Source organism: Pseudomonas sp. LFM046, from assembly GCF_000949385.2.
Classification (GTDB): domain Bacteria; phylum Pseudomonadota; class Gammaproteobacteria; order Pseudomonadales; family Pseudomonadaceae; genus Metapseudomonas.
In genome coordinates this window covers 5,074,892-5,095,730 of the sequence record NZ_JYKO02000001.1, presented here as the reverse complement: position 1 = coordinate 5,095,730, position 20,839 = coordinate 5,074,892, and the positions used below count along the sequence as shown (strand labels likewise).

General features: G+C 67.2%; 20 protein-coding genes. 4 read left to right on the top strand and 16 right to left on the bottom strand.

The window, feature by feature from the left end; all coding sequences use genetic code 11:
• Positions 1-66: 66 nt before the first annotated feature.
• Complete coding sequence (gene dxs, locus TQ98_RS23495; protein ID WP_103103071.1) at positions 67-1,962, bottom strand: 1-deoxy-D-xylulose-5-phosphate synthase; 1,896 nt, start codon at positions 1,960-1,962, stop codon at positions 67-69.
• A gap of 262 nt (positions 1,963-2,224) precedes the next feature.
• Here dxs and TQ98_RS23490 point away from each other — a divergent pair, with 262 nt between their 5' ends.
• Positions 2,225-3,124 (top strand): phosphatase PAP2 family protein, encoded by a 900-nt coding sequence (locus TQ98_RS23490; protein WP_052659227.1) that lies wholly within the window; start codon positions 2,225-2,227, stop codon positions 3,122-3,124.
• 93 nt (positions 3,125-3,217) lie between these two features.
• On the opposite strand, the gene TQ98_RS23485 is transcribed toward TQ98_RS23490, so the two are convergent.
• From TQ98_RS23485 to TQ98_RS23415, 15 genes are all read right to left on the bottom strand, one after another.
• Positions 3,218-4,135 carry a dihydrodipicolinate synthase family protein gene (locus TQ98_RS23485; protein WP_044873974.1) on the bottom strand — a complete coding sequence of 306 codons (918 nt, stop codon included), beginning with the start codon at positions 4,133-4,135 and terminating at the stop codon, positions 3,218-3,220.
• Between the two features lie 126 nt (positions 4,136-4,261).
• Positions 4,262-5,311 carry a proline racemase family protein gene (locus TQ98_RS23480; RefSeq protein WP_044873975.1) on the bottom strand — a complete coding sequence of 350 codons (1,050 nt, stop codon included), beginning with the start codon at positions 5,309-5,311 and terminating at the stop codon, positions 4,262-4,264.
• Position 5,312: 1 nt separating this feature from the next.
• Positions 5,313-6,035, bottom strand: coding sequence for an amino acid ABC transporter ATP-binding protein (locus TQ98_RS23475; RefSeq protein WP_044873976.1), 723 nt, complete (start codon positions 6,033-6,035; stop codon positions 5,313-5,315).
• A complete protein-coding gene (locus tag TQ98_RS23470) occupies positions 6,028-6,678 on the bottom strand; it encodes an amino acid ABC transporter permease (RefSeq protein WP_044873977.1) in 651 nt (216 codons plus the stop codon). The genes TQ98_RS23475 and TQ98_RS23470 overlap by 8 nt, the downstream gene beginning before the upstream one ends.
• Before the next feature lie 10 nt (positions 6,679-6,688).
• Entirely contained in the window at positions 6,689-7,354 is a 666-nt protein-coding gene (locus tag TQ98_RS23465; RefSeq protein WP_044873978.1) for an amino acid ABC transporter permease, read from the bottom strand.
• A gap of 82 nt (positions 7,355-7,436) precedes the next feature.
• The gene (locus tag TQ98_RS23460) at positions 7,437-8,258 is read right to left on the bottom strand and encodes a transporter substrate-binding domain-containing protein (RefSeq protein ID WP_103103069.1); all 822 of its coding nucleotides are present in this window, start codon (positions 8,256-8,258) and stop codon (positions 7,437-7,439) included.
• Positions 8,259-8,521: 263 nt separating this feature from the next.
• Positions 8,522-9,268 (bottom strand): AraC family transcriptional regulator, encoded by a 747-nt coding sequence (locus tag TQ98_RS23455; protein WP_177410195.1) that lies wholly within the window; start codon positions 9,266-9,268, stop codon positions 8,522-8,524.
• A 193-nt stretch (positions 9,269-9,461) separates the two neighbouring features.
• Entirely contained in the window at positions 9,462-10,715 is a 1,254-nt protein-coding gene (locus TQ98_RS23450) for an FAD/NAD(P)-binding oxidoreductase (RefSeq protein WP_044873982.1), read from the bottom strand.
• Positions 10,712-10,948 (bottom strand): (2Fe-2S)-binding protein, encoded by a 237-nt coding sequence (locus TQ98_RS23445; RefSeq protein WP_044873983.1) that lies wholly within the window; start codon positions 10,946-10,948, stop codon positions 10,712-10,714. Before TQ98_RS23445 ends, TQ98_RS23450 begins: the two co-directional genes overlap by 4 nt.
• Complete coding sequence (locus TQ98_RS23440; protein WP_044873984.1) at positions 10,945-12,066, bottom strand: FAD-dependent oxidoreductase; 1,122 nt, start codon at positions 12,064-12,066, stop codon at positions 10,945-10,947. The genes TQ98_RS23445 and TQ98_RS23440 overlap by 4 nt, the downstream gene beginning before the upstream one ends.
• Entirely contained in the window at positions 12,063-12,998 is a 936-nt protein-coding gene (locus TQ98_RS23435; RefSeq protein ID WP_044873985.1) for a 4-hydroxyproline epimerase, read from the bottom strand. Before TQ98_RS23435 ends, TQ98_RS23440 begins: the two co-directional genes overlap by 4 nt.
• Before the next feature lie 115 nt (positions 12,999-13,113).
• On the bottom strand, positions 13,114-14,001 hold the full coding sequence (ispA, locus tag TQ98_RS23430; protein ID WP_044873986.1) for a (2E,6E)-farnesyl diphosphate synthase: 888 nt from the start codon (positions 13,999-14,001) through the stop codon (positions 13,114-13,116).
• Positions 13,998-14,240, bottom strand: coding sequence for an exodeoxyribonuclease VII small subunit (locus tag TQ98_RS23425; protein WP_044873987.1), 243 nt, complete (start codon positions 14,238-14,240; stop codon positions 13,998-14,000). The genes ispA and TQ98_RS23425 overlap by 4 nt, the downstream gene beginning before the upstream one ends.
• A gap of 198 nt (positions 14,241-14,438) precedes the next feature.
• The gene (locus TQ98_RS23420; RefSeq protein WP_044873988.1) at positions 14,439-15,197 is read right to left on the bottom strand and encodes a sulfite exporter TauE/SafE family protein; all 759 of its coding nucleotides are present in this window, start codon (positions 15,195-15,197) and stop codon (positions 14,439-14,441) included.
• Between the two features lie 491 nt (positions 15,198-15,688).
• Positions 15,689-16,123 (bottom strand): 3-isopropylmalate dehydratase, encoded by a 435-nt coding sequence (locus TQ98_RS23415; protein WP_044873989.1) that lies wholly within the window; start codon positions 16,121-16,123, stop codon positions 15,689-15,691.
• A 483-nt stretch (positions 16,124-16,606) separates the two neighbouring features.
• Here TQ98_RS23415 and TQ98_RS23410 point away from each other — a divergent pair, with 483 nt between their 5' ends.
• The 3 genes from TQ98_RS23410 (at position 16,607) to TQ98_RS23400 (ending at position 20,628) form a co-directional block, all read left to right on the top strand.
• A complete protein-coding gene (locus TQ98_RS23410; protein WP_044873990.1) occupies positions 16,607-17,257 on the top strand; it encodes a lytic transglycosylase domain-containing protein in 651 nt (216 codons plus the stop codon).
• Positions 17,258-17,766: 509 nt separating this feature from the next.
• A complete protein-coding gene (locus TQ98_RS23405) occupies positions 17,767-19,224 on the top strand; it encodes a HAMP domain-containing sensor histidine kinase (protein ID WP_044873991.1) in 1,458 nt (485 codons plus the stop codon).
• Positions 19,225-20,628, top strand: coding sequence for a sigma-54 dependent transcriptional regulator (locus TQ98_RS23400; protein WP_044873992.1), 1,404 nt, complete (start codon positions 19,225-19,227; stop codon positions 20,626-20,628). It begins immediately after the preceding gene.
• The last annotated feature ends 211 nt before the right edge of the window (positions 20,629-20,839 follow it).

Below are 20,839 nucleotides of genomic sequence, written 5' to 3'. Positions count from 1 at the left end.
CTCAGGCGCAAAGCAAAAGGCCCGGCATTTGCCGGGCCTTTTGTTTGAAGCGTGTCGAACGCCGGATCACTGGCCCATCAGGGCAAGCCGCTTCTGGATCGACGCCTCGATACCGGCTGCGTTCAGGCCGCACTCGGCGAGCATTTGCGCCGGCTTGGCATGCTCGACGTAGTAGTCCGGCAGGCCCAGGTGCAGTACGGGCTTGAGCAGGTTTTCGCGGGCCAGGAACTCGCTGACGGCGGCGCCGGCGCCACCCATCACGCTGTTCTCCTCGATGGTCACCAGCAGCTCGTGGCTGCCGGCCAGCTCGCGCACCAGGGCTTCGTCCAGGGGTTTGACGAAGCGCATGTCGACCACCGTGGCATCCATCCCTTCGGCCACTTGCAGGGCGTCGGCCAGTTGCACGCCGAACACCAGCATGGCGACCTTGGCGCCCTTGCGGCGCACCACGCCCTTGCCGATTTCCACCGGCGCCAGGGCCGGGTCGATGGGCGCGTTGGGGCCGCTGCCGCGCGGGTAGCGCACCGCCGCCGGGCCTTCGAAGTGGTAGCCGGTGGTGAGCAGCAGGCGCAGTTCGTTCTCGTCGCTGGGGGTCATCACCAGCATGCCGGGGATGCAGCGCAGGTAGGAGAGGTCGAAGCTGCCGGCGTGGGTCGGGCCGTCTTCGCCCACGAGGCCGGCGCGGTCGATGGCGAAGAGCACATCGAGGTTCTGCACCGCCACGTCGTGGATCAGCTGGTCATAACCGCGCTGGAGGAAGGTGGAATAGATCGCCACCACCGGCTTGGCGCCGTCGCAGGCCATGCCGGCCGCCAGGGTCACGGCGTGCTGCTCGGCGATGGCCACGTCGAAGTAGCGATCGGGGAAACGGTCGGCGAAGGCCACCAGGTCGGAGCCTTCCTTCATCGCCGGGGTGATGCCCACCAGGCGCGGGTCCTGCCCGGCCATGTCGCACAGCCAGCGGCCGAAGACGCTGGAGTACTTCGGGCCGGAGGGCTTCTTCGGCGCGGCCGGGGCGTTGATCGGCTCCAGCTTGGTGATGGCGTGGTAGCCGATGGGGTCGGCTTCCGCCGGGGCGAAGCCCTTGCCCTTCTTGGTCACCACGTGGAGGAACTGCGGGCCCTTGAGGTCGCGCATGTTGCGCAGGGTGGCCACCAGGGTGGGCAGGTCATGGCCGTCGATGGGGCCGATGTAGTTCCAGCCCAGTTCCTCGAACAGGGTGCCGGGGACCAGCATGCCCTTGGCGTATTCCTCGGTGCGGCGGGCGATTTCCCAGGCGCCGGGCAGGCGCGAGAGCACCTTCTTGCTGCCTTCGCGCATGCTCGCGTAGGTGCGGCTGGAGAGGATCTTCGCCAGGTAGTTGGACAGACCACCCACGTTGCGGGAGATCGACATGTCGTTGTCGTTGAGGATCACCAGCATGTCGGCCTGCACGTCCGAGGCATGGTTCAGCGCCTCGAAGGCCATGCCGGCGGTCAGCGCGCCGTCGCCGATCACGGCGATGGACTTGCGGCTGGAGCCCTGCATGCGGGCGGCGATCGCCATGCCCAGCGCGGCGCTGATGGAGGTGCTGGAGTGGCCGACGCCGAAGGTGTCGTACTCGCTTTCCACGCGGCGCGGGAAGGCGGCGATGCCGTCCTTCTGGCGCAGGGTGCCCATTTGCTCGCGGCGGCCGGTGAGGATCTTGTGGGGATAGGCCTGGTGGCCCACGTCCCAGACCAGCCGGTCATCGGGTGTGTCGTAGACGTAGTGCAGGGCGATGGTCAGTTCCACCACGCCGAGGCCAGCGCCGAAGTGCCCGCCGGTCTTGCCGACGGTGTAGAGCAGGTACTGGCGCAGTTCGTCGGCCAGGGTTTCCAGCTCCGCCTCGCCAAGCCGGCGCAGCTCGTCCGGCGTCGCCGCGCGGTCAAGCAGGGGCGTGACAGGGCGTTCGCGGGGAATCTCGTGGAACGTCGTGGGCATCAGGCGAATCGTTATAGGCAAAAAAAGATGGCGCAGTTTACCTGATGCGCCTTTCGCTGCCCAAGACGTGGTGTCAGTTGGCGGCTGACCTTTTGGTCGGGAAGACCCTCCAGGCCCCTGTCGCAGCCCACTGTGCCGCGCCAAATACCCGTCTTTCATGGCGATTGATGATCCGGTGACACGGATTGTCCGAATCGGCCCTTGTCCCCGGCCGGGGCGCTGCAGTATCTGTGGCGCCTTCATTTATTCCCAAGGACCGTCCATGAACGAGCTGCTGCACAGCCTGGACTGGGTGTTGCCCCTGCGTAGCGACACGCTGACCCCGGTAATGCGTTTCTTCACTCTGCTGGGCTACGAGAAGTTCATCCTGTTCTTCCTGCCGTTGGGCTACTGGGTCTGGAACCGCGGCGTGTTCCTGCGCCTGCTGGTGCTGGTGGCGGTCACCGCGCTGCTCAACGCCTGGCTCAAGGATTACTGGCAGGACCCACGCCCGGACATCGCCCTGCGCATGGACCACGAGGTGGGTGACAGCTTCGGCTTGCCCAGCGGCCACGCGCAGATCGCCGTGGTGATCTGGCTGTGGCTGGCCTTCGAGGTCCGACGAGCCTGGGTCTGGGCGGTCTGCGCTGTGGTGGTGGCCGGGATCATCTTCAGCCGCCTCTACCTGGGGGCCCATGATGTGGAAGACGTGCTGGGTGGTGCGCTGCTGGGCGCCGGCACGTTGCTGGCGTTCGCCCGGGTGCGGCACTGGAGCGGGTGGCGCGAGGCCCACGGGCTCTGGCACCTGGCGCTGATCCTGCTGGTCTTCGCGACCGCCTGGCTGACCTGGCCGGGCGTACCGCCGAGCTACGTGCCGCTGCTGGCCGGGATGATGGTCGGCGTGCTGTTCGGCTACCGGCAGATGGTGTTCTCCGCCGACGTCGTCGTCTGGCGCCGGCTGCTGGCCGCCACCCTTGGCGCCGTGGCGTTCATCCTGTTGCAGAAGGTGCTGAAGCTGGCCGGGACGGCCTGGCCGTTCGATCCGCAGCTCTGGCAGGGCATTCGCGGTCTGGTGATGGGGCTGTTCGTCGCCGCAGTGATGCCCTGGCTGCTGGTGCGCCTGAAGCTGCTGGCAGCGCCGCGAGAGCCGGATTCCCAAGCGCTGCGCGGGTCGGTCGCCTGATGCCGGGCTGTGCCGAATTCGGCATCGGGGTAGGGGAATAGGGCGAAGCGGGCGCGGAGGGAGCCGGCAGCACCAGGTCTGCCGGCTGTTCCTTCAGAGACCCACGTCCGGCAGGTGCGGACGGTTGGCCAGGGCCTTGGCCATGATGCGCTCCACGTGCTCGCGGTCGGCGCCTTGCAGGGCCAGGCGCGGCGGGCGGGTCAGGGCGCTGCCACGGCCGGCGATCTCTTCACAGAGCTTGATGCACTGCACCAGGTCCGGGCGGGCGTCGAGGTGGAGGATCGGCATCAGCCATTCGTAGATCGGCATGGCTTCGGCGAAGCGACCGGCCTTGGCCAGGCGGAAGATGGTCTCGCCTTCCTTGGGGAATACGTTGGACATGCCGGAGATCCAGCCTTGGGCGCCCACGGCGATGCTCTCCAGCACCACGTCGTCGAGGCCGGCGAAGAGGATGAAGCGGTCGCCCACTTCATTGCGCACGTCGATGAAGCGGCGGGTGTCGCCGGAGCTGTCCTTGAAGCAGACGATGTTTTCACAGTCGGCCAGGGAGATGAGGATTTCCGGAGTGACGTCGTTCTTGTAGATGGGCGGGTTGTTGTAAACCATCACCGGCAGGTCGGTGCCACGCGCCACGCTGCGAAAGTGCTCGGCGGTTTCATGGGGCTTGGAGGAGTACACCAGCGCGGGCATCACCATGATGCCGTCGACGCCGACCTGCTCCACGGCCCTGGCCACCTTGGCGGCGCCGGCGCTGGTGAACTCGGCGATGCCGCAGATCACCGGGACGCGGCCGCCGGAGGCGTCCTTGGCGACTTCAGTGACGGCCATTTTCTCTTCGATGGTCAGCGAGGTGTTTTCGCCGACGCTGCCGCACACCACCAGACCGGACACGCCATCGCGCACCAGGTTGGAAATGACCTTGTGGGTTTCCTCCAGGTTCACCGAGAAATCGCTGTTGAATTGGGTGGTGACTGCGGGGAATACGCCGCTCCAGTTGACCTTCTTGCTCATGGGTAACTCCGTTCTTATGGGTGGGGTTCGGCTCGCCAGCAGCAGCGGCGGCCAGCCGAATCCGTTCGCGCCCGCCACGATGGGCGCTGTGGTGGATCAGGGGTTCGGGGTGTTGTGTGGGGCGCATTACTGGGTGGCGCCGCCCTCCCTGTCGCGCGGCCAGGTGTCGGAGAGCCGGTAGCCACCGGGCCAGGGGTCACCGGGGTCGAGCAGGTGCTGGTGAGTGCCGGTGACCCACGCGCGCCCGCTGATGCTGGGGATGATCGCGGTGCGCCCGGCGACCTCGGTCACGGCTTCGAGGCGGCAATGGAATTGCGAGCCGATGATGGAGCGGCCGATGAAGGCTTCGTCCAGCTCCAGCTGGCCCTTGGCGTGCAGCACCGCCATGCGCGCTGAACAGCCGGTGCCGCAGGGCGAGCGGTCGATCTTGCCGGGGCGGATGACCACGGCGTTGGCCGCGCCTGCGATGCCCTGCTCGCGGGTGACGGGAGCGGCTATCTGGCAGAAGGAAATGTGGTCCCAATCCGGGTTGAGCGGGTGGACGAAGCCCAACTGCTCGTTCGCCGCGTGGGTGATCTTCAGGCCGGTGGCCACCAGGTCGGCGGCCTCATCGGCAGCCAGGGCGAAGCCCAGGCCCTTGGCGTCGGCGATGACGAAACTGTCGCCGCCATAGGCGGTATCCACCCGCAGTGAACCGATGCCTTCCACTTCGATCCAGGCGTCCAGCTTGTCGGCGAAGGAAGGGACGTTGCGCACGGTCACGCGCTCGGCCTTGCCATCGCGGCAGTTGGCGGTGACTTCGATCAGCCCGCCGGGCGCTTCCAGCACCAGGCGGGTTTGTGGTTCGGTCATCGGCAGGATGCCGCTGTCCAGCAACACGGTGGCGACGCACAGCGAGTTGGACCCGGACATGGGCGGCGTGTCCGCCGGCTCCATGATGATCCAGGCCATCTGCGCCCGTGGGTCCTTGGCCGGCACCAGCAGGTTGACGTGACGGAACACGCCGCCGCGCGGTTCGTTGAGGACGAAGTTGCGCAGGGTTTCATCCTGGGCGATCCAGCGCGATTGCTCCCAGAGGGTGGCGCCGGGCGGCGGTGCGACGCCGCCGACGATCACATCGCCCACTTCGCCTTCGGCGTGGCAACTGACTACATGAATGATTTTCGAGCTGCGCATGTCAGTTCACCGATTTCAGGAAGTCAGCGGTTTCGGGCAGTTGCGGCGCGCCGATCACCTGCTCCGGCGAGCCGATCTCGTGGATGCGGCCGTTGCGGAAGAACGCCACGCGGTCCGACACATCACGGGCAAAGCGGATTTCGTGGGTCACCAGCACCATGGTCATGCCTTCGGCAGCGAGCATGCGCATGGTGTCCAGCACTTCGCCCACCAGCTGCGGGTCCAGCGCCGAGGTGGCTTCGTCGAACAGCATGTAGTCCGGCGACATGGCCAGCGCGCGGGCAATCGCCATGCGTTGCTGCTGGCCGCCGGAGAGTTTGTTGGGGAAGACCTTGAGCTTGTCGCCGAGGCCGACGTGGGTCAGCTGGCGCACGGCGACCTCCTCGGCCTCCTCGCGGCTCTTTCCGAGCACCTTGCGCGGGGCCAGCATCACGTTCTCCAGCACGGTCAGGTGCGGAAAGGCGTTCCACTGCTGGAAGACGATGCCGATCTTCTGACGCAGCTTGTTCAGGTCGGTGCCCTTGGCGTGGACCTCCGTGCCGTCCACGCGAATCTGCCCGCCCTGGATCGGCTCCAGGCCGTTGATGCACATCAGCAGGGTCGACTTGCCGGAACCGGAGCCGCCGATGATCGAAACCACCTCGCCCTTGTTCACGGTCAGGCTGACGCCCTTGACCACATCGAGTGCGCCGAAGGATTTGTGCACGTTGTCGATCTCAATCATTTTCCTGCCACCTTTTTTCCAGCTGGGTGCCCAGGCGGGCGATCACCAGGCTCATGACGAAGTAGATGAGGCCGGCGATGCCGAGCACGAACAGCGGCTCCTGCAGCCGGGTGACGATGGTTTGCGAGGCGCGCAGCAGCTCGACGATGCCGATCCACAGCACCAGCGAGGTGTCCTTCATGACCGCCAGGGTCAGGTTGATCCAGCCGGGGAAGGCGACGCGCGTGGCCATGGGCAGGACGATGTGCAGCAGGTCCTGGGTATGGCTCATGCCCAGTGAGCGGGCTGCGCGGCGGGTCGACTGCGGCACCGCCAGCACGCCGCCCCGGACGATCTCCGCGCAGTAGGCGGTGGCGTAGGTGCCGAGCACCACGCAGGCCACGGTGAAGGCCGTCCAGTCCAGCTCGATGATGGTCTTGAAGGCATTGAGCAGGACGAACTGGATCAGCAGCGGCACGCTGCGGAACACGTCCAGTACCCAGGCCAGCGGCAGGCTGGCGCGCGGCAGCAGGGCGCGGATCAGGCCGCAGAGAACGCCCAGCAGCGTGCCGATGAGCATGGCCCAGGCGGTCAGCGTGAGGGTCGTCCAGGCGCCCTGGAGAAGGAACTGCATGTCGTTCCAGGTAAAGCTAGAGCTATACATGCCGGGCTCCTCAGTAGCGGAACAGGCGCCAGGCCATCAGCCGCGCCCCGAGGACGATCAGCTTGGCGAGGACGAAGTAGAGAGCGGCGGCCAGGGCGAAGTACTCGAAGGTGCGGAAGGTCTTCACGTTCAGCGCCTGGGTAACGCCGGTGAGGTCGCTGGTCATGCCGACCACCACGCCCAGCGAGGTCATCAGCAGCGCCCAGACCATCTGGTTGGTCAGTGGGTAGAACACCACCCGCAGGAGCTGCGGGATCACCACCAGCCGGTAGGCCTGGAAGGCACCCATGCCCAGCGAGCGCGCCGCGCGCATTTGCGTATGGGGCACGGCGTTGAGCCCGCCACGGAAGGTCTCGGCCAGGTAGCCGGCATTGTTGAAGGTGATGCCGGCCAGCAACGCGGCCCAGGACCCCATGTGCAGGCCGAAGGCGCCCAGCCCGAAGTACAGGATGTAGACCTGGAACAGCGCCGGGGTATTGCGGGCGATGGAGACCCAGGCCGTGGCGACCGCCTTGACCGGGCGGCTGCCGGATTGCTGGCCGAGGGCGAGGCCGATGGCGATGGCCGTGCCGAGCAGCATCGACACGACGGCGATCTCCAGGGTTACCAGGGCGCCCCCGAGCATTTCCGGCAGGGCGAGGAAGGCGGATCGCCAGTGAAAGGTGTAATCGAACATCTGAAACTCCTCTCTGGAGCCGGGCCGGGGCTGCGCCACCGGCCGGTTCCTAGCGCTTGGCAGACGGTTGGAAAACAACCGGTCAGCGGTAAACGCCGTTGGCGGTCAGCACCGGCGCATCGCCGCCGACCCACTGGGTGAAGAGTTCCTGGTAGCGGCCGGAGCGCACCTGGTGGTTGACGAACAGGTTGAGGTAGTTGAGCAGGCCGTACTCGCTGCGCTTGGCGCCCAGGGAGACGTAATCGATGTCATACGGCGCGGTGCCGGCGATGGTCAGGCCCTTGTACTTGCCGGACTTGATCAGCGAGGACGCAACGGTGGAGGTCACGGTGGTGGCGTCGATCTGCCCCTGGCTCAGGGCAAGCACGGCGTCGGCCAGCGACTGGTAGGCGTGGAAGGCGCCCTTGTCATTTCCCCACTGCTTGACGTCTTTCTCCAGGGCGATGGCTTCGTAGGTGCCGGCCGGCCCGCCGACGGAGCGGCCCTTGAGGTCGTCGTAGCCCTTGATGCCGGCGTTGTCGCGGGTCAGCACTACCATCTGGAAGGCGAAGTAAGGGATGGTCAGGCCGACCGTCTTGGCGCGTTCCAGGGTGTCGGAGGTGGAGGCGACGATCACGTCGGCGCGGCCGGAAACCAGTGCGGGAATGCGGTCGGGGAAGGGCGTTTCGACCACTTCGGCTTCCACGCCCAGGGTTTTCGCGAGGTCGTTGCAGTAATCGACATCGAAGCCGGCCGGGGCGTTGTTTTCGTCACGGAAACCCATGGGCGGGAAGTCGAGCGTGACCGCGCAGCGCAGCTTTCCGGATTCGATGATGTCGTCGAGTTTGTCAGCCTGCGCGGTGAGCGCCAGGGTCGAGCCAAGTACAGCACTGAGGGTCAGGACAAGGGCTTTATTGTTGTTCATCGTGGGCCTCGTAAGTCGTGTGTGTAGGTGCTACGGGTGGGGTTGGAACGGGTGTCGCTTTCTCCCGGAACGGCGTTCTTCGGCTGGACTCCTGAAGTCGAATCGATGGCTCAAGCGTCGCCTTGGAGGGCCGGTTGCGGCTTGATGGATTTCCGGCGGCGTCGTGACGAAATCAGCACAGCGGACTGTCCAGCGGGCGAGCACGGACCGGCCTGGCGCGCGGGGCGGCCATGCCGGTGGCTAGAGCGGTAGGGGCGGGCGGATCAGGCGCGGCAGGTGTCGCGGTACTGGCTGGGGGACAGGCCGGTGAGGGCCTTGAACTGGCGGCTGAAGGCGCTGTGGTCGGTGTAGCCGCAGCTGAGGGCGATGTCGGTGATGGGCAGGTCGCCGGCGAGCAATTGGCTGGCGGCGCCCAGGCGCGCCTTGTGGATCATCTGTCGCGGGGTGAGCTGGAAGATGCGCTTGCACAGGCGCTCCAGCTGCGCGACCGACAGGCCCGCGATGACGGTCAACTGCTCCAGGCTGATGGAATCGGCGTAGTGCTCGCGGATGTAGGCGTCCACCGCGGCCAACCGCTGATAGGCGGGGTGGCTGGACTGCGCGGCTTGCAGGTCGTAGGAAATGCCGGCCATGCCGATCACCCGCTGTTGCATGTCGCGCAGCGCCAGCTTGTGGGTCAGGCACCAGCCGGGCTGCCGGCCGGGGTAGAGGTGCAACTCCAACTGGTCGCTGAGCGGCTCGCCACCGTTCAGCACGCGGCGGTCCTGCTCGGTGTAATACGGCCCGAAGCGCGTGGGGAACACCTCTTCGGCGGTGCGCCCGAGCAGGGCGTCCTTGCTCTTCAGGCCACAGCGCTGGGCCAGGGTCTGGTTGACCAGCACATAGCGCGCCTGCGGGTCTTTGATGAAGAACACCACACCGGGCATGGCATCCAGCAGCGGGGCGATCTGCTCCAGGCTGTCGAGCAGCGTGGGCAGGTTGCGGGCGGTGGGAAGGTGTTCAAGCTTCATGACGCAATATGCCTCCGTTGACGTTGTCATCCTACAAGGTCAGTCCATTGGGTGGATGTCGCTTTTTACATCCGCCGGCAGGCGTACGTTCCCGCTGCGGCGGTTCCAGTCCGTAGGGTGGATGTCGCTTTTTACATCCACCGGCAGGCCTACGTTCCAGCGGCGATGGTGGGTCGATGAAGCGTGACCCACCCTACGATCCTCCCCCCTCCAGTTCCAGGCAGAGCAGGGTTTCAACGCGCGCCGGCGACAGCGGCGGCCGTGGCGCGGGGGGTGTCCAGCCGAACAGGAACTGGCCGGCGGCACCGCAGACGCGGCCCTGGCAGGCGCCCATGCCGCAGCGGCTGTGGAGCTTGGCGTCGGTCCAGCCGTCGCTGCCCTGGAGGGCCTGGTAGGGCACGTCTTCGCAGCGACAGACCAGGGTGTCGGGCTGGGGCAGGTCCCGCAGTCGAGAGGAGAGGCTGAAGCTTTTCGCCAACTGGTCGGCAAAGGCCTGCCAGCGGTACCGCTGGGGCCAGAGGGCACCGGCCTTGTCGTGATCACCCACGGCAGCATGACCGGCAATGGCCCCTTCGACGCGGGCCAGTTCACTGCCGCCGAAGCCGGTGCATTCGCCGGCGGCGAAGTGGTCGGCCAGGCTGCTGGCCTGCCAGGCATCGACCGCGATGGCCTGATGCTCGATACGGCAGCCCAGGGCCTGGCCGAGCTGGGTGTTGGGGATCAGGCCGAAGCCGCAGGCCAGGCGATCGCAGGCCAGTTCCAGCACTTTGTCACCCTGCCGGAGGCGTACGGCTTCGAGGCGGTCCGTGCCCAGCGCGGCGAGGACGTGGCTGTCGGGGCGGTAATGGCGGTCGAACAGCATCACGGCCTGCCAGAGTTTGTTCGGCCAGCGCGGCAGGCTCGCGGTGAAGCCGGCCAGGGCCGCGAACGATGCCTGCTCGGCGATGTGCAGCACCCTGGCGCCAGCGGCGCGAGCCGTGGCAGCGCTGGCCAGCAGCAGTGGGCCGCTGCCGGCAATCACCAGGCGCTCGCCGGCCACCGGCAGGCCGCCCTTGACCAGCGCCTGGAGGCCGCCGGCGCCGGTGACGCCGGGCAAGGTCCAGCCGGGGAAGGGCAGTAGCAGTTCGCGGGCGCCGGTGCAGAGGATCAGCTTGTCGTACTCGATCACCCAGCCGCGCTCGGCATCCTCCACCAGCAGCCGCTTGTGGCCGGCGACGGCCACCACGCGGGTGCCGCAGAAGACCTGGATGTTGTCCTGTTCCGCCAGGGACCGGCGCTGCTTCCGGGCGATCTCGGGCAGGTGCGCCTGCGGGCCGTCGCGCCAGATCTGCCCGCCGGGGGCGGGGTTGTCGTCCAGCACGGCGATGCGGGCGCCGCTGGGAGCGGCCGCCAGGGCGGCGGCCATGCCGGCGGGGCCGGCGCCAATGATGAGCAGGTCCAATGTCATGGCCGGGTCTCCACCTGCATGCCGTCGCGGCAGAGGGTCTGGCAGGCCAGGCGGCGCTGGCCGTCGATGCTGACCCGGCATTCCTGGCAGATGCCCATGCCGCAGAACGGCGCCCGCCGCTGACCGCTGACGGAGGTGCGGCTGCAGCCGTCGCCACCCAGGGCCAAGGCGGCGGCGACGGTGGTGCCTTCGGCCAGCCGCAGGCGGCGGCCATCGAGAGTGAGTTCGATCATCCTTGCGCTCCGACGGGGTGGGCGGTTCGGCTGAAACGCTGCAGGGCATAGCTGTCGCCGGCCAGGGGCAGGCGCTCGTCCAGCAGTCCGGCCACCAGCAGGCGCGCGGTGGCCGGTGCGGTGGTGACGCCCAGGCCCTCGTGGCCGACGGCGAGCCAGAGGCCGGGTTGTTCCGGGTGTTCGCCGATGATGGGGAGGCCATCCGGGGTGGCGGCACGGAAGCCGGTCCAGCTGCGGATGGCGTTGAGTTCGGCCAAGCCGGGCAGGTAGTCCAGGGCGCGGGCGAGCATGCGGGCCAGCACCGGTCCTTCCACCTGCGGGTCGAGGCTGTCGAACTGGCGCGAGGAGCCCAGAAGGATTTGTCCGGTGGGGCGTGGCTGGGCATTGAAGGCCACCGAGGTGCCTTCGCTGGCGTGGGCGCTGCTGACGTAGCCCAGCTCCACCAGTTGGTGGTGGACAGTGCCGGGGTAGCGATCGGTGATCAGCAGGTGGCCCTTCTTCGGACGGATCGGCAGGCCGGGGCAGAGCGTGGTGGCCTGGATGCCGTTGGCCAGTACCACGGCGTCCGCGCTCAATCTGCGGCCGTCTTCCAGGCGGACGCGGTTGCCTTCCACCGCCACCACCTGGGCGTGTTCCAGGGTAATGGCGCGGCCGCCATCGTGCAGGAGCCAGCGCGCGGCGTTGGGGGCGTAGAGGATGGCGTCGCCCCCCACCTTGAGTGCCCCCAGCAGACCGTGCTGCAGGGCCGGCTCCGTGGCCTTCAGCCGGGCGGCGTCGAGCATCTCGCAGGTGACGCCCTGTTCCCGCAGGCGGGCGGCCTTGCGTTCGGCCTCGGCCATTTCCGCTTCGTTGGCGGCCAGCCAGAGGGTCCCGCAATTGCGGTAGGCGCAGCCGTCGTCCATTCGTGGCGTCAGTTCGCGCCAGAGCGCCAGGGACCAGCCACTCAGGGCCAGTTCCGCCGGGTTGTCGTCCATGGCCACCAGGTGGCCCATGCCGGCGCCGGTGGCACCGCCCAGTTGGCTGTCCAGTACCCGCACACGCAACCCGCGTCGAGCCAGTTCATGGGCGCAGGCGGCGCCGACGATGCCGGCGCCGATGACGATGACCTCTGCCGTCACAGGCGGATGCCCCAGGCGAAGGGATCGTCGCTGTCCAGCAGCAGGGTGGCTTCCGCACTGATATGGGCGCGGCCACGGATGGTGGGGATGATTCGGCCGCCGTCCTGCCACTGGAAGCTGCCTTCGAACTCGCTGCCGATCACGCTTGCCTGGCGCCAGGTCTGGCCTTCGCCCAGTTTGCCGTCGGCGGCCAGGCACGCCAGTTTGGCGCTGGTGCCGGTCCCGCAGGGGGAGCGGTCGTAGGCCTTGCCGGGGCAGAGCACGAAGTTGCGGCTGTCGGCCCGTGGGTCGTCGGCGAAGAGCTCGATGTGGTCGATCTCGCCGCCGTCTTCGCCACGGATGCCCTGGTCTTCCAGGGCCTGCTTCACGGCGCAGGTGTAGGCGGTGAGGGTATCGAGGTTATCGCTGGCGACGCGCTGGCCATGGTCGGCGATGAGGAAGAACCAGTTGCCGCCCCAGGCGATATCGCCGACCACCTGCCCGATTCTCGGCACCTCCAGGCGCACGTCCTTGCGGTAGCGGTAGGCGGGCACGTTGCGCACGCTGACGGAGCCGTCCGCGTGCAGGGTGGCTTCCACGGTGCCCACCGGGGTTTCGATGCGGTGCACGCCGGCCTGGATGCGGCCGAGGTGGGCGAGGGAGGCCACCAGGCCGATGGTGCCGTGGCCGCACATGCCGAGGTAACCGGTGTTGTTGAAAAAGATGACTCCGGCACAGGCGGTCGGGTCCTGCGGCTCGCAGAGCAGGGCGCCTACCAGGACGTCGCTGCCCCGGGGTTCGAGCACGGTGGCGGCGCGCCAGTCATCGAATTGCTCGGCGAGAAGCCGGCGTCGCTCGGCCATGCTGCCGCGCCCAAGGTCCGGAAAACCCTCGGTTACCAGGCGGGTCGGCTCGCCGCCGGTATGGGAGTCGATGACGCGGATTCGTTTCATGGGAGCCTGCCCTTGCGGTTGGAATTTTCTGCAAGGGTGGCGTCGGAAGCCGATCGGCGGCTTGAGGGATTTCGTTCCGGCCCGTGACGAAATCGGCACAGGCCGGAAAAGGGGCTCAGCTGCGGCGTTCGACGATGTAGCGGGCCAGGGCGCGCAGGGGCTCGGCGGACTCGCCGAAACTGGCGAGGGCGTTCAGGGCCTGGTCGCGCAGCTCCAGGGCGTAGGCCTTGGCGTTGTCGAGGCCGAGCAGGGCGGGGTAGGTGGGCTTGTCGTGGGCCTGGTCCTTGCCCTGGGTCTTGCCGAGGGTGGCGGTATCGCTTTCCACGTCGAGGATGTCGTCCTGCACCTGGAAGGCCAGGCCGACGGCGCGGGAATAGATCCGCAGGGCTGCCAGGGCGGCGGGGTTGGCATGACCGCTGGCCAGGGCGCCGAGACGCACGCTGGTTTCGATCAGGGCGCCGGTCTTGTGCCGGTGCATGGTTTCCAGGGCGGCCTGGTCGAGCTTGAGGCCTACCGAGCCGAGGTCGATGGCCTGGCCACCCACCATGCCGGCGGGGCCGGCGGCGTGACCGAGGCTGGCGATCATGGCCAGGCGGGTTTCGGCGTCGTGCGGGTTGCGCTGGGCGTCGGCCAGCACTTCGAAAGCCAGCGTCTGCAGGCCGTCGCCGGCAAGGATGGCGGTGGCCTCGTCGAAGGCGATATGGGTGGTGGGCTGGCCCCGGCGCAGGTCGTCGTCGTCCATGGCCGGCAGGTCGTCATGGACCAAGGAATAGGCATGAATCAGCTCCACCGCGCAGGCCGCGCCATCGGCGCGGGCCACGTCACCGCCCAGGGCTTCGCAGGCGGCGTAGACCAGCAGCGGGCGCACGCGCTTGCCGCCGTTCACCACGCTGTAGCGCATGGCCTGGTAGAGACGTTCCAGCGGGGCGAGCGGAGCGGTGAACAGCTCTTCGAGGGCCGCGTCCACGCGCTGCTGACAGCGGGCCTGATAGCTGGAAATCATGCTTGCTCATCCGCGTCGAATGGCGCTTCTTCCAGTTGACCGTCGCGCTCCAGCAGGATTTGCACTTTCTGCTCGGCCTGGTTCAGCGCGGACTGGCATTCCCGGGTCAGGCGGATGCCTTGTTCGAAGGCGCTGAGGGAGTCCTCCAGCGACAGCTCGCCGCTTTCCAGGCGTTCCACCAGGGCCTGCAGGTCGGCGAGGGACTGTTCGAAATCGGGGGTGGCTTTCTTGCGGGCCATGCTGCTGTCTCGCGGAGGTCAAATCGGGCGCGACACTAGCAGAGCCGCACCCTGCGCCGCAAATGAAGGGGGCGGATGGTTGCCGGGTTCAACCCGTAGGATGGGTGGAGCGGAGCGATACCCATCGATTCCACCGGTGATGGGTATCGCAAGCTCCACCACATCCTACGAACAGCCCCCCACAGACGCGCACGGGGCTCAGGTGGTGGCGAAGTAATAGGCCGTCATCCCGGCCCCCACGCCAATCACCAGCCAGCGCAACCAACGGGTCGGCAGGCGCCGGGCCAGGGCGCCGCCGGCGTAGCCACCGCAGCTGGCAGCGGCCAGCAGCACCGCGAGTTCGCTCCAGCTGACCCGGCCGGCGGCGACGAAGGTGACCACCGCGACGCTGTAGATGGTGCTGGACAGCAGGTTCTTCAGGGCATTGGCTCGCAGTAGCGGGTGGCCTTCGATGGAGAACGCCGCCAGTTGCAGGATGCCCATGCCCGCGCCGAAGTAGCCGCCGTAGAGGGCCACCAGGCTGTGGGAGAGGTGGCTGACCGGGCCGTGGGGCGGCAGGCCGCCTGCGCCGTGCTGACGGTTGATCAGCCGGCTCAGCCAGGGGCTGGCGGCGAACAGCAGGGTGGCGGCCAGCAGCAGCCAGGGAATCAGCTTTCGAAAGATTTCGTCACCGCCGGCCAGCAGGAGCAGCCCGCCCCCGAGACCGCCCAGCAGGGACACCAGCACCAGCGGCACCACGTAGCGTCCCAGGGGGCGCAATTGCTCCCGCGCTGCCCAACTGGCGGTCAGGCTGGCCGGCCACAGGGCCACGGCATTGGTGGCGTTGGCGGTCACCGGCGGCAGGCCGGTGGCGAGCAGGGCGGGAAAGGAGAAGAAGGTACCGCCACCGGCGAGGGCATTCATGCCGCCAGCGGCGAAGCCGGCGAGCAGCAGGATGAAGAAATCGTGGAGGCTCATGATCGGGCGCGCAAAAAGCCGCAGGTTACCGTCGGGGGTGAACGGTGGCAAAGGCCCGCCGAGTGGCGAGGTGCCTGGCTCCGCGCCGACCAGTGAGCCGAAACGCTGATGGGCGGGAGCCCGCAAACCTGCGGTAGCAGTAATCTGGCAACAACCGTATGGGGCGGGGGTAGTAGACCGCAGGGAAGCCCACTCCAATGACCTTTCCGAGCAGTAACAGGGGAAGGCGCAAGGGTTGATTCACTGTAAGCCAGCCTTGAGCGTCGGGCCGGATTCGAGTTCAGCAGTACTCGGAGCCGGCCTCTTTCATTTGGGCCTGGGAAACCTGCGCCTGAATCACCGGTTTTGCCTATTACGAATCGCGCCCTCAGGCTCCAACCCGTAGGGTGCGCCGTGCGCACCGGTGGTTGGACGTAGTGCCCAGTCCGACCTCTGAATCGGTGCGCGCAGCGCACCCTACGGTCCAGACCTGGCGCAAGGGGCCGGCCGCGTTACTTCACGTCAGCGTCTTCTGCACGGATGGCGAAGCCTTCGCGGTTGTCGCTGATGATGCGGAAATGTTCGCTCTGGCCCGGCTCCACATGGGCCGCCTTCTCGCGGCGCAGGCTCCCCTTGGAGCAGAGCGTGTCGTCCTGTTCATCGAGACCGATACCGATGATCCGATCCCCCGCCGGCACTTCGAAGGTGGCGACTTCGCCGATGCCGATGCGCGCGGCCAACTGGCGATCCACATGCACGGCGATGTAGCAGCCGCTGCCGAGCCCACCCATGTCGCGGTTCACGACTATCCTTCCACCTCCCTGCACCGGCTCCTGGAAGGCCAGCAGGCGGTCGGCGGGTACCTGGGATATCTGGTTGGAGTCGGCGCGGTAGGACGAGCAGCCGGCGAGCAGGATCAGGGAGACAGCGGCGCAGAACAGGCGCATGAGGCCCTCCTTGGGCGTAGGGGTCGAAAGGTGCTGCTGGAACTCTAGTGGATGAGCCGGGGATTGCCACGGACCGCTCTGGATCGCATCGCCAGGCCCTGTTCGGCGCTGTGCGAGTGACCCCACTCAACAGGCGGCGAATATCAGGTTCCTGGATGAAAGATCTCGGTCTGAGCCAGGGCAGATTCATCTACGAACGGTCGGCTAACGGAAATAGTTTGGCGCCACAATGCTGGCGAAAAGGACGGAATTCACCCGCATTGGCAGACGTTCGAGAAGGGTGAAGTCCAGTTGGGGCGGGGGTTTCGTCGTCATGCGAGCCTCGGTTTCGGGGCAGCATCAGTGGCGGCGGCCATGCAGGGGTAACCACGACGAGCGGGCGAGGCGACCGACGCACACCGGCGCGTTCTTTTCCGGCACGTGCTTTGCTCACCGTACAGCACCCAACAACCCCAAGGGCCGAGCCCTCCGAAGGGAGAGAACATGATGAAAGTGCCCGCTCTGGTGCTGTTCAGCATCGTCGCGACCGGCGCCGTCAGCGCCCAGGCCGATATCTATCAGGTGACCTCCGTCGACGGCCACATCACCCTCACCAATGTTCATCGTTCTGTCCACAAAGGCGTCCGCCCGCACCGCGAGGCTCCGATGCTGGCCTGGGCGCCGAACGTGATGAAGCCCAGGGTCAGGCGCCCGTACACGGCGCTGAACAAGCCGCCGCACAAGTCGGCCCCACGCTATGCGCTGATCGTGGCGCAAGCGGCCTTCGAGTACGACCTGCCGACCGAGCTCCTGCACGCGATGATCAAGACCGAATCCAACTACGACCCGAAGGCGGTTTCGCCCATGGGCGCGGCCGGGCTGATGCAATTGATGCCGAAGACCGCGCGCCATCTGGGCGTCCGGGACGTGTTCGACCCGGTCGCCAATGTCCGGGGCGGGGCGCGCTACATCAAGAGCCTGATGGACATGTTCGACAACAACCTGACCCTGGCCCTGGCCGCATACAACGCCGGACCCGGAACCGTACTCGCCTACGGTCGCGCCATTCCTCCCAACCCGGAAACGCAGCGCTATGTGCCCAGTGTGCTGGGTCACTACAAGCGTCTGCTGGCTGACGCGAAACGACCCCGCTAGTGGGGGGCAATCCCCAGATACGGGGACAGTGCCGCGCCTGAATTCTCACCCCTCGGAAACCACACCGCCGTGACCATCAGACCGCCAAGCGTTTGCCGAGCGCGGTCCTGAACAGCGCACCTCTCCTAATCGAATCCGCCCCGGCCGTGACTGACCGATCCCGCTCGGCAGGGCCACGCTCACCTCCCCCGGTTGTCCACCATTCCGCGCCGCCAGCGCACCCGCCTGCCTGAATCGTCCATCAAGACCGTTGCCCGAAAGGGCCTCGGCTCCGGCGGACATTGCGCAACGGCAGCCGCGAAGGTGGGGATGCCCCCCCATAGCTGGGTGAATCCGGGGCTATCCGCCATGCGGGCGAAAGGGGCAGGAGGCCGGGGAGACCGTCTGCGGCGGGCCTTTCCGGTGGGCCTGGCAGAAGCGGCCTGCTTTATGCACCGACACCATTGTCCAAGGCCGCCCGGTTGGCACGACGGGTAGAACCCATCACGCAACGCATTAGGAAAGCTTCCATGAGCGCTCTGTCGGTGATCTGGGATCGGTACGCAACCGGCAAGACGGGCGATTCGCCGCCCCCGCCCTTCAACCTGCAGCGCTGGCTTTCGCTGGCGAGCCTGGGGGTGATTGCCAGCGTGGCCATCGGCCTGGGGATCATCTCCACCCGTTTCGTGGTGACCGAGAGTATCGAGCGCGACGCCATGCTGAGTTCACAGTTCATCCAGTCCATCGCTTCGACCGAGGTCCGCCACATGGCGCTGCCGGCGAGCATGACCATGGGCGAGCTGCTGGATGACCGCCAGGACGGCCACCATCCACAGAGCATGCTGGAGGCGCGGCAACAGGCGCGCAGCGAATTCCTCGACCACATCTCCATGCTGCCGGACGCCCTGCTGGCCAATATCTACGGCGCCGACCGGGTGATCGTCTGGTCCACCAACCCCACCCTGGTGGGCAAGGACATGTCCGGCAACCAGGACCTGGAGAAGGCCTTCTCTTCAACCGTCCAGGTGGCCTCCAGCTATGACGAGGTCACCGCTGGCCGCACCGAGCAGAAGTTCATCCGCGCGCCGCGCACCCTGTTCATCGAGAACTACATCCCGCTCCTGGACGATGCCGGGAACGTGGCCTCGGTGGTGGAAATCTACAAGGAGCCCCAGGACCTGGTGCTGCGCATCCAGCGCGGTTTCGCGCTGATCTGGCTGGCCACCAGCGTTGCCGGCGGGCTGATCTACGTCGGCCTCTACGGGAGCGTGCGGCGCGCCTCGGGCCTGGTGGCCCGGCAGCAGAGCCAGCGGGTCGCCGATGAAACCTTCGTCGCCCTGGGGGAAATGTCCTCCGCCGTGGCCCACGGCCTGCGCAACCCGCTGGCCGCCATCCGTTCCAGTGCGGAGCTGGCCCAGGACAGGGTGCCGCCGCCGGCGCGCAAGAACATCGCCGACATCATCGGCCAGGTGGATCGCCTGTCGACGTGGGGGCGCGAGCTGCTGATCTCGGCGCGGCCGCCGTCCGGGGAACCCGAGGCGGTGGAACCGATCGCGGTGATCAGCGCGGCGCTGCACGGCTTCGACCAGCAGATCCGCCGTTCCGGGGTGCGGGTGGAGTTCGTGGCCGAAGCGGCGCCGGCGGTGATCAGTCACCGGGTGCTGCTGGCCCAGGTCCTCAGCAACCTGTTCGCCAACGCCCTCGAGGCCATGCCCAACGGCGGATTGCTGCGCATCGAGGTGAAGCCTGACGACAGCGGCAAGCGCCTGCTGCTGGCCATCACCGACACCGGCCAGGGCATGACCCGCACGCAGGAAACCCTGGCCTTCAAGCCCTACTACAGCACCAAGCCAGGCGGCCTGGGCGTGGGGCTGGTGGTGGCGAAACGCATCATGGAACGCTTCGGCGGCCAGGTCAGCCTGAGCAGTCGTGAGCGCAAGGGCACCCGCATCTGCCTCAACTTCAAGGTCGCCGGGGGGCGGTTCTAAATGGAACACAGCGTACTGATCGTCGAAGACGACGAGATTCTGGCCGGCAATATCCAGACCTACCTCGAACGCAAGAACTTCGAGGCCGTGGTGTGCCATTCGGCCGAGGAGGCCCTGGACCTGTTGAAGGACCAGGTTCCCGATGTCCTGCTCACCGACAACTCCCTGCCGGGCATGAGTGGCCACGACCTGATTCGCGAGGTGAGCGCTCGTGCGCCGCGGATCAAGCCGATCATGATGACCGGCTACGGCAACATCGAGGACGCCGTGCAGGCGATGAAGGCCGGCGCCTTCCACTACGTGACCAAGCCCGTGGTCCTGGCCGAGCTGAAATTGTTGCTGGACAAGGCGCTGGAGGCCCAACGCCTGGAGCACAAGCTGGACTTCTACCAGAGCCGCGCGGCCCAGGACGCCGGCCTGGCGGGGCTGATCGGCGAGTCGCCGGCCATGCTCGAACTGAAATCCCTGGTGCGCCAGTTGCTGTCGGCCGAGGAGCGCATGGTCGGCGAGAACCTGCCGGCGGTGCTGATCGAGGGCGAGACCGGCACCGGCAAGGAGCTGATCGCCCGTGCCCTCCACTTCGAGGGCGCGCGGGCCAGCGGGCCTTTTGTCGAGTTCAACTGCGCCTCGATTCCTGCCCACTTGCTGGAGGCCGAACTGTTCGGCCACGAGCGGGGGGCCTTTACCGATGCCAAGGACCGTCGCGTCGGCCTGGTGGAAGCGGCGGATGGCGGCACGCTGTTCCTCGATGAAGTGGGCGAGCTGGACCTGCAGCTCCAGGCCAAGCTGCTCAAGTTGCTGGAGGACCGCACCATCCGCCGTATCGGTTCGGTGAAGGAACGCAGGGTCAACCTGCGCATCATCAGCGCCACCAACTGCAACCTCGAGCAGATGGTGCAGCAGGGCAAGTTCCGCCGGGACCTGTTCTTCCGCCTGCGCATCATCGCCATCCGCGTGCCGCGCCTGTATGCCCGTGGCGACGACGTGCTGCTGCTGGCCCGGCATTTCCTCACGCAGCACGGCAAACGCTACGGCAAGCCGGGGCTGCAGTTCTCCACGGAAGCCGAGCACCTGCTGCGCAGCTACAGCTGGCCGGGCAATGTACGCGAGCTGCGCAACATGCTGGAGCAGACCGTGCTGCTGGCCCAGGGGCAACTGGTGACCGCCGCGCAGCTGCATATCTGCCCGACCCTGGTGGACGATTCCTCTGGCCAGTTCCACGCCCGGAACGGCGGCAATGGCCATGGCGCCGAGCCCGAAGTCGAGCGGGACAGGGTCGTCAGGATGCTCGACCGGACCGACTGGAACATCTCCAAGTCCGCCCGCCTGCTGGGCCTGACACGGGACATGCTGCGTTACCGAATCGAGAAACTGGGCCTGGTCAGGCCGGATCGCCGTCACTGATCCGCCACCCGGCTCCGGCCCCCATCGGCGCCACCTTTCCCTAGCACTCCCTCTTGCCGGTTCGGGAGACGGAGACCCCTTGTGGCCGGGCTGCGATTCCTGCTCGCATCGCCGCATCGTCCACCGGGGCCGGTGCCCTCCCACCGACCCCGATTTCTTATTCCGGGCGCCAGCCTCGAAAGAGGCTGGCGCCTTCGCCGTTCAGCGGGCC

Bases quoted from the DNA above. Each gene is read 5' to 3' on its own strand.
- dxs (WP_103103071.1), bottom strand. From the start codon at position 1,962: ATGCCCACGACGTTCCACGAGATTCCCCGCGAACGCCCTGTCACGCCC.
- TQ98_RS23485 (WP_044873974.1), bottom strand. From the start codon at position 4,135: ATGAGCAAGAAGGTCAACTGGAGCGGCGTATTCCCCGCAGTCACCACC.
- TQ98_RS23410 (WP_044873990.1), top strand. From the start codon at position 16,607: ATGATGAAAGTGCCCGCTCTGGTGCTGTTCAGCATCGTCGCGACCGGC.
- TQ98_RS23460 (WP_103103069.1), bottom strand. From the start codon at position 8,258: ATGAACAACAATAAAGCCCTTGTCCTGACCCTCAGTGCTGTACTTGGC.
- TQ98_RS23435 (WP_044873985.1), bottom strand. From the start codon at position 12,998: ATGAAACGAATCCGCGTCATCGACTCCCATACCGGCGGCGAGCCGACC.
- TQ98_RS23405 (WP_044873991.1), top strand. From the start codon at position 17,767: ATGAGCGCTCTGTCGGTGATCTGGGATCGGTACGCAACCGGCAAGACG.
- TQ98_RS23490 (WP_052659227.1), top strand. From the start codon at position 2,225: ATGAACGAGCTGCTGCACAGCCTGGACTGGGTGTTGCCCCTGCGTAGC.
- TQ98_RS23480 (WP_044873975.1), bottom strand. From the start codon at position 5,311: ATGCGCAGCTCGAAAATCATTCATGTAGTCAGTTGCCACGCCGAAGGC.
- TQ98_RS23400 (WP_044873992.1), top strand. From the start codon at position 19,225: ATGGAACACAGCGTACTGATCGTCGAAGACGACGAGATTCTGGCCGGC.
- TQ98_RS23470 (WP_044873977.1), bottom strand. From the start codon at position 6,678: ATGTATAGCTCTAGCTTTACCTGGAACGACATGCAGTTCCTTCTCCAG.
- TQ98_RS23425 (WP_044873987.1), bottom strand. From the start codon at position 14,240: ATGGCCCGCAAGAAAGCCACCCCCGATTTCGAACAGTCCCTCGCCGAC.
- ispA (WP_044873986.1), bottom strand. From the start codon at position 14,001: ATGATTTCCAGCTATCAGGCCCGCTGTCAGCAGCGCGTGGACGCGGCC.
- TQ98_RS23415 (WP_044873989.1), bottom strand. From the start codon at position 16,123: ATGCGCCTGTTCTGCGCCGCTGTCTCCCTGATCCTGCTCGCCGGCTGC.
- TQ98_RS23475 (WP_044873976.1), bottom strand. From the start codon at position 6,035: ATGATTGAGATCGACAACGTGCACAAATCCTTCGGCGCACTCGATGTG.
- TQ98_RS23465 (WP_044873978.1), bottom strand. From the start codon at position 7,354: ATGTTCGATTACACCTTTCACTGGCGATCCGCCTTCCTCGCCCTGCCG.
- TQ98_RS23420 (WP_044873988.1), bottom strand. From the start codon at position 15,197: ATGAGCCTCCACGATTTCTTCATCCTGCTGCTCGCCGGCTTCGCCGCT.
- TQ98_RS23450 (WP_044873982.1), bottom strand. From the start codon at position 10,715: ATGACATTGGACCTGCTCATCATTGGCGCCGGCCCCGCCGGCATGGCC.
- TQ98_RS23455 (WP_177410195.1), bottom strand. From the start codon at position 9,268: ATGAAGCTTGAACACCTTCCCACCGCCCGCAACCTGCCCACGCTGCTC.
- TQ98_RS23445 (WP_044873983.1), bottom strand. From the start codon at position 10,948: ATGATCGAACTCACTCTCGATGGCCGCCGCCTGCGGCTGGCCGAAGGC.